General features: G+C 64.0%; 8 protein-coding genes and 1 pseudogene. 3 read left to right on the forward strand and 6 right to left on the reverse strand.

The window, feature by feature from the left end:
- Nucleotides 1-335 precede the first annotated feature (335 nt).
- A complete protein-coding gene (locus AC1DSN_RS16755; protein ID WP_477296252.1) occupies nt 336-473 on the reverse strand; it encodes a hypothetical protein in 138 nt (45 codons plus the stop codon).
- A 425-nt stretch (nt 474-898) separates the two neighbouring features.
- Here AC1DSN_RS16755 and AC1DSN_RS16760 point away from each other — a divergent pair, with 425 nt between their 5' ends.
- On the forward strand, nt 899-1,198 hold the full coding sequence (locus tag AC1DSN_RS16760) for a transposase (RefSeq protein ID WP_063573108.1): 300 nt from the start codon (nt 899-901) through the stop codon (nt 1,196-1,198).
- The gene (locus AC1DSN_RS16765; RefSeq protein ID WP_477296251.1) at nt 1,195-2,055 is read left to right on the forward strand and encodes an IS3 family transposase; all 861 of its coding nucleotides are present in this window, start codon (nt 1,195-1,197) and stop codon (nt 2,053-2,055) included. Before AC1DSN_RS16760 ends, AC1DSN_RS16765 begins: the two co-directional genes overlap by 4 nt.
- A gap of 168 nt (nt 2,056-2,223) precedes the next feature.
- Here AC1DSN_RS16765 and AC1DSN_RS16770 read toward each other — a convergent pair whose 3' ends face one another.
- The 4 genes from AC1DSN_RS16770 to AC1DSN_RS16785 form a co-directional block, all read right to left on the reverse strand.
- A complete protein-coding gene (locus AC1DSN_RS16770; RefSeq protein WP_477296250.1) occupies nt 2,224-3,057 on the reverse strand; it encodes a dimethylarginine dimethylaminohydrolase family protein in 834 nt (277 codons plus the stop codon).
- An 86-nt stretch (nt 3,058-3,143) separates the two neighbouring features.
- Nucleotides 3,144-3,425 (reverse strand): hypothetical protein, encoded by a 282-nt coding sequence (locus tag AC1DSN_RS16775; RefSeq protein ID WP_063573566.1) that lies wholly within the window; start codon nt 3,423-3,425, stop codon nt 3,144-3,146.
- A gap of 96 nt (nt 3,426-3,521) precedes the next feature.
- Complete coding sequence (locus AC1DSN_RS16780; protein WP_063573565.1) at nt 3,522-4,403, reverse strand: NAD(P)-dependent oxidoreductase; 882 nt, start codon at nt 4,401-4,403, stop codon at nt 3,522-3,524.
- Between the two features lie 13 nt (nt 4,404-4,416).
- Nucleotides 4,417-5,592, reverse strand: coding sequence for a BaiN/RdsA family NAD(P)/FAD-dependent oxidoreductase (locus tag AC1DSN_RS16785; RefSeq protein WP_477296249.1), 1,176 nt, complete (start codon nt 5,590-5,592; stop codon nt 4,417-4,419).
- An 83-nt stretch (nt 5,593-5,675) separates the two neighbouring features.
- Between AC1DSN_RS16785 and AC1DSN_RS16790 the strand changes: the two genes are divergently transcribed.
- The gene (locus AC1DSN_RS16790; RefSeq protein WP_063573449.1) at nt 5,676-6,158 is read left to right on the forward strand and encodes a YajQ family cyclic di-GMP-binding protein; all 483 of its coding nucleotides are present in this window, start codon (nt 5,676-5,678) and stop codon (nt 6,156-6,158) included.
- A 63-nt stretch (nt 6,159-6,221) separates the two neighbouring features.
- Here AC1DSN_RS16790 and AC1DSN_RS16795 read toward each other — a convergent pair.
- A pseudogene (locus tag AC1DSN_RS16795) lies at nt 6,222-6,450 on the reverse strand (hypothetical protein); the annotation flags it as partial.

Raw genomic sequence — 6,450 nt, forward strand, 5'->3', positions numbered from 1 at the left:
GGCCCTTGGGGCCGCGGCGCGGCTCTTCGAGACGGGCCGTAGGGACCGCGCTCGCTCCGCCCGTTAACTGAGCGGCCCTCAGCTTAAGCGGCCCCAAGGGCCAACCCGACCGCGACACCGAACGTTGAGGTGGCGTGTGGCAAGAACGCCCCGCCGCTTTGTTGCCTCGTATCGAATGACCGACGCACCGCGCTCTCGTAGGAGCCGCTTCAGCGGCGAACCCTCAGGCTATGAGGTAACGAATGAGGCCTTGCGATCATTGGACGAGCGATTGAACCGCCCTTGTGTCGCGATGCAAAGCACCACTCGCGACACCAACGATGAGGTCGAGCCGCTCAGCGAACCGCCACAACAAACGCCGCGGCAGAAGCCACATGCGTCGCAGGCGATGCAACGAACGCACCGAGCATCAGAAGGCAGGTCAAAACGCTGGCGGCGAAGAAGGTATGCAGCATGGCGGTTTCGAATTTCATGGTCGTTGTCCTTTGACGATGTTTGAGGTGGAGTCGTAGTTACCTCTGCATCGGTCGTGCCAACGGTGGAAATCAACGGCAAGGCGCATTCTTGCGCGGGTTTTGCGAATCGACCAAGAACGCCGGACGTGTCCGCGGACGATGCGCGGGGCGTCCGGACGGGTGTCCGGGCGTCGTGGCGTTGTCGCGATCTGGTTATCGCCGATGAATCGGCTCCTACAAGAGCGGGGCTGTGAGTGGCGGGCGGTTTGCTCGGCCACACGCAACCTCGGCGTTCGGTGGCGCGAGGGGTAAGGCCCTTGGGGACGCTTAAGCTGAGGGCCGCTCAGTTCACATGGAATGCGGAAGAGGACCTACGGCCCGTTGAGGTGGTCTAATCTTTCTGGACATCCCGAGAGGGCTTCACAGCCAGAACGAGGTGAACCATGGGACGCAAAGACATTACGCAGGCTCAGCGGGACGAGGCCGTGCATCTGATATTGGCTGAAGGCCATTCGGTACGGCAGGTGTGTGAGATGTTGGATGTCGGCTCTACCGCGTTAAGACGGTGGGTGGCGATGTACCAGGCGGAGAATCCGGCACCAGGCAGTCAGAGGACGGCCGACGAGGACCGTCGACGTATCGTCGAGCTCGAGGCGCAGGTGCTTACGCTCCAGGAGGAGCGCGAACTGCTAAAAAAATCTATCGCCTTCTTCGTTCGGGAGAACGATCGCCCACGGCGGTGATCGACGAACTGAAGAGGGCGTACCCTGTCACCCAGCTTTGCGACGCCATGGAATATCCCCGCAGCAGCTACTACGCCGGGCGGGGCGCGGAGGAACGGCCGGTTCCTGTCGAGCCGAAGGCGGTGGCCTCGGTCCGACAGATTCATCGGCAGAGCCGAGGTAGCTATGGCACACGCCGCATGGCTGCGGAGCTTGCGCGGCAAGGCATGCCGACGGGTCGATATCGCGCACGGACCCTGATGAAGAAGGCTGGCGTGTGGGCCGAGCGGGTGCGCCGGCGCTCCTATCGAAGAGCGAGCAAGGCGGCGGTGCCCGCCCCCAATCGTCTCGAACAGCAATTCAACGTGGCCCGGCCCAACCAGGTCTGGGTCGGCGACATCACGTTCCTGCCGACCCGGCAGGGTTGGCTGTACCTAGCCATCGTGGTGGATCTGTATGCCCGGCGGATCGTTGGCTGGGCGTTCTCGACCCAGCCCAACGCCAAGCTGGCGCTGGCCGCCCTGGATATGGCGGTGAAAGAACGCAAGCCTTCGGGCGAGCTGATGTTCCACTCCGACCAGGGCTCTCAATACAACAGCTTTGGCTTCATCCGACGGCTGCAAGGATTAGGGATCACCCAAAGCATGAGTCGAAAGGGATGCTGCTGGGACAACGCGGTCGCTGAGCGGGTCTTTGCCACGCTGAAGACCGAATGGATGCAACGGACTTACGACAGCCGTCACGAAGCCGAGAGCGATGCCACGATCTTCCTGACGTCGTATTACAACTATCGGCGCCTGCATGCGGCCAACGGACAGGTCCCGCCAGCCATCCACGAGATGCTGACGGCCCGAAAAAATACCCTATCGGGTGTCTAGAAATACTTGACCACTTCACGTCTCGAAGAGCCGCGCCGCGGCCCCAAGGGCCTTGCCCCTCGCGCCTCCCAACGCACCCACAAGCGTGAGGCGGCGTAAGCCGCTGGTTACATGGGGCGCATCGCGACCGGCCTTCGCCGATGAATCGGCTCCTACAAAAGCCAGCGGCTAGGCGCCGACGGCTTCATCCAGGCGCAACGTCAGGCACTTGGCTGCACCGCCCGACTTCATGAACTCGTCCAGCGCGACTTCGATCACCATGAACCCGGCCCCCTCCAGACGCGAACGCAGATCCGGGCTGGCGCGGTTGAGGATCACCACCTTGCCCAGGTTCACCGCATTACAGGCGAAATCGAGGGCGTCGTGCTCGTGTACCGCGATGCGGTGGCTCGGCGGGACGTGCTTCTCGATCAGTGCCAATGACGGCGCGTCGAACGCTGCCGGAAAATACAGCGTGTAGCCGTTCGCCAGCGGGCAGAAACAGGTGTCCAGGTGGTAGAAGCGCGGATCGGCGAGTTTCAGCGACAGCACTTCCACGTCGAGCAGCCGCGCCAGTGCGGGTGCCGCAGCCTGATCGGATCGATGACCGTAACCCATCCACAGGCGACGCGAGACGCCGCGATCGAACAGGCCGTCACCGGCACCCTCGAAGAAGACGTCGTCAGGGAGATCCGCGATGTCGAAACCGTGGCGGATGAACCAGGCCCGGTTAGGGCCTTCCTCGCCCTGACGCTCGGCGTATCGAAAGCGACTGGGAACGAAGGTATTGCCGAAGACCAGACCGGCGTTGGCGGCAAAGGTCATGTCGGGCTGGCCCTGCGCGGGCTCTTCCTGCGCGACGTCCGCATGGCGCGACACCGTTTCGCGGAGGGCGTCCCACTGCCTGCGGGAGCGTTCGGAGGTCGTGTCGTGGATGTGGCCGGTCATCCATGGGTTGATGACGTAGCTGACTTCGAAGAACGTGGGTGCGCACATCAGGACGCGAGGAACGGTACGTTCCATCGTCGAAGACATCGTTTCTGCCATGGACGGTGCTCACCGGGATGGGGGAACGAGCCCCCATCATGGCAGAAACGCAGGTTCGATCGTCAGGCCAGCTTGCCGCTGATCGCGGTGACGGTGTCCGACGAAAAATGCAGTTCCTTCAGGGCTTCCTCGAGCGAGTCGCGCGAGTTCGCTTCCACTTCGACTTCTTCACCGACGCTGGCCGGCGAGACATGCACGTAGCGACTGCCTTCCTGGTAGGCAATGCCTTCGTCGTGGTAGATCTGCTTGGTGGCGAGCTTGAAGGTGCCGTCGTTCGATTCCTTCACGAGGACCGCGCGACCCTCGTGCATGCCCTCGTATACCGTCTTCCAGCTTACCGTCATGATGTCCCTCCTCAGCTGCACAACAGCGTGCTGGTCCGATTGTCGCGGACCCGCAGGGGTAATGATTGTGAAGGCTTGCCGAAATCCTTACCGGCGTCAGTCCTTCAGGTGTGCCCTGCCCTCGGCCACACGGGCCAGGCCCGAGAAGTCCAGCTCGCCGTCACCCGCCGCCAGGGACTCCAGCAAGGCGTCGTGCAAGACGCTGGCGAACGGCATGGGCACGCGCTTGGCATCGGCTGCGGCGCGGGCCAGGCCGATGTCCTTGAAGCCCAGGCTCAGCTTGAATGCCGCCGGCGTATAGGTCTGCGCGGCGATCATGCCGCCGTAGATCTTGTAGATCGGCGAGGCGAACAGCGAATTCGACATGACATCGAGGAAATCCGCCGCCGAGACGCCGTGGGCGCGGGTCAGCGTGGTCGCCTCGGCCATGCTCTCGATCGCCGCACCGATCAGGAAGTTGCCGCCGATCTTGACGATGGTGGCGCGGATCGGGTCGTCGCCCATGGGCCAGACCTTCTGCCCGATCAGCTCGAGCAGCGGCTGCACCTTCGCTACCGCGTCCGGCTTGCCGGAAGCGACGACGTTGAGGTTGCCCGCGGCAGCTACTTCGGGACGACCGAAAACGGGCGCCGCGACATAGCCGAGACCGCGTTTCTCGTGCGCCGCGATCAACTCCTGCGCCAGCGCAACCGAAATGGTCGCGTGGTTCACGTGGACAGCGCCCTTCGGCAAGGCATCGAGCACGCCACTGTCGAGGATGACCTCGCGCACGGCGGCGTCGTTGGCCAGCATGCTGTGCAGTACCTCGGCGCCGGTGGCAGCGTCCACGGGTTTGGCGGCTACCTTCGCGCCCTGCTCCGCCAGCGGCTTCGCCGCGTCCGCCGAGCGGTTCCATACCGTCAGCTCGTGGCCACCCTTGATCAGGGTACCGGCCATGCCGGTGCCCATGTTGCCCAGTCCGATAAAACCGATCCGCATACGTTGCTCCGCGTCAGACGGCCAGGCCAGCGGCATTGCCGGAGGCCCAGGCCCATTGGAAGTTATAGCCACCCAGGTGCCCCGTCACATCGAGCACTTCGCCGACGAAATAGAGGCCGGGCTGGCGTTTGGACATCAGGGTGGACGACGAGACCTCGTCGGTATCCACGCCGCCGAGGGTGACCTCGGCCGTGCGATAGCCCTCGGTACCGCTGGCCACGACCGGCCAACTGGCTAATTGTGCGCCGATGTCCTTCAACTCGGCGTCACGGTATTGCCGCATGGGACGATTCGGCAGCCAGATTTCGCACAGGCGCTCGGCCAGGCGCCGCGGCAGCAAGGTGGCGAGCACGGTCTTGAGTTCGGCGAGCGGACGCTCGTCACGGGCTGCCAGCAGCGCCTCCGCGGCGTCGATGCCCGGCAGCAGGTCTACGCGAAGGTCGGTGCCCGGCTCCCAGTACGAGGAGATCTGCAGGATGGCCGGGCCGCTGAGGCCACGATGAGTGAAGAGCAGCGCATCGCGAAAACTTGCGTCGTTGGCCGCAGCCTCCACGGGCAGTGCCACGCCAGCGAGGCCTTCGAAGCGCTCCTGGTGCTTGCCGCTCAGCGTCAGCGGCACGAGGCCCGCGCGCAGCGGCAAGATGGCGTGGCCGAACTGCTTTGCCAGCTCGTAGCCGAAGCCGGTGGCGCCCAGGCTCGGAATCGACAGCCCGCCGGTGGCTACCACCACGGACGCAGCCCGCACGTGGCCCAGCGGTGTATCGCAGCCAAAACCGGTGTCGGTGGCGCGCAGACGGGACACCGCACAGTTGATCTCGACGCGAACCCCGGCCGCCGTGCATTCATCGAGCAGCATGCGCACGATCTGCTTGGAGGAATCGTCGCAGAACAGCTGCCCCGGGGACTTCTCGTGCCAGGCGATCCCATGCTTGTCGACCATCGCGATGAAGTCCCACGGCGTATAGCGGGCCAGCGCGGACTTGCAGAAATGCGGGTTCGCCGAGAGGAAATTGGCCGGCGTCGTGGCGGTATTGGTGAAATTGCAGCGCCCGCCACCGGACATCAGGATCTTCTTGCCGGCCCGATTGGCGTGGTCGACCACCAGCACGCGCTTGCCGCGGCCGCCCGCGACGATGGCCGTCATCAGGCCTGCCGCGCCCGCCCCGATGACGAGGACGTCGTATTCCATGCTGGGTTTTCCGTCGCGCAAACACACATGGTACCGCCCTCGCGTAAACTTGTTGACCTCGCCACGACTTTGGGATCCCCGTCATGCCCTCCTTCGACATCATTTCGGAAGTCGACAAGCACGAACTCACCAACGCCATCGACCAGGCCAACCGCAAGGTGACGAGCCGCTTCGACCTGAAAGGCACCTCGGCCGGCATGGAGCTGGAAGAGAGCACCGTCACGCTGAAGGCGGACAACGAATTCCAGCTCGAGCAGCTGATGCCCATCCTTCGCGAATGCCTTTCGGCGCGCCATATCGACGTCCGCGCCATGGATGTCGGCAAGCCGGAGTCGAACCTCGCCCAGGCCCGGCAGAAGGTCACCATCAAGCAGGGTATCGAGCAGCCGATCGCGAAGAAGCTCATCGCGTCGATGAAGGAAGCGAAGCTGAAGGTGGAAGCGCAGATCAACGGCGACAAGGTGCGCGTCAGCGGAAAGAAGCGCGACGACCTGCAGGCCGCAATGGCGCTGTTGCGCAAGGCGGACGTGGAACTGCCGCTGCAGTTCGATAATTTCCGCGATTAACGCTTACGCCGCCCGCGCCCCTGCCCGGTAGGAGCCGGCTTTATGTGGGAGCAACTGTCTTTTTTAGACAGCCGCCCCATGCCGCCATCCGGCCTGATCACGGACCATCGCATTGATGGCCGTGATCAGGCATCGCATGCAGGCAACGATGGCCACCTTGGCTACTTTTCCCCGCGCCCGCAGGGCGCGGTAACGCTCGCCCAGGGCTGTTCCTTTTGCTCTGACGGCGGCCCAGGCGGCCATGTATAACGCGCGCCGGACGATCCATCGGCCGGCGCGTACGCGCCTGGCA

The organism is Luteibacter sp. P4_D7_3 (genome assembly GCF_056401735.1).

Coding starts and splice junctions, on each gene's coding strand:
- AC1DSN_RS16755 (WP_477296252.1), bottom strand. CDS start 473: ATGAAATTCGAAACCGCCATGCTGCATACCTTCTTCGCCGCCAGCGTT.
- AC1DSN_RS16760 (WP_063573108.1), top strand. CDS start 899: ATGGGACGCAAAGACATTACGCAGGCTCAGCGGGACGAGGCCGTGCAT.
- AC1DSN_RS16770 (WP_477296250.1), bottom strand. CDS start 3,057: ATGGAACGTACCGTTCCTCGCGTCCTGATGTGCGCACCCACGTTCTTC.
- AC1DSN_RS16775 (WP_063573566.1), bottom strand. CDS start 3,425: ATGACGGTAAGCTGGAAGACGGTATACGAGGGCATGCACGAGGGTCGC.
- AC1DSN_RS16780 (WP_063573565.1), bottom strand. CDS start 4,403: ATGCGGATCGGTTTTATCGGACTGGGCAACATGGGCACCGGCATGGCC.
- AC1DSN_RS16785 (WP_477296249.1), bottom strand. CDS start 5,592: ATGGAATACGACGTCCTCGTCATCGGGGCGGGCGCGGCAGGCCTGATG.
- AC1DSN_RS16790 (WP_063573449.1), top strand. CDS start 5,676: ATGCCCTCCTTCGACATCATTTCGGAAGTCGACAAGCACGAACTCACC.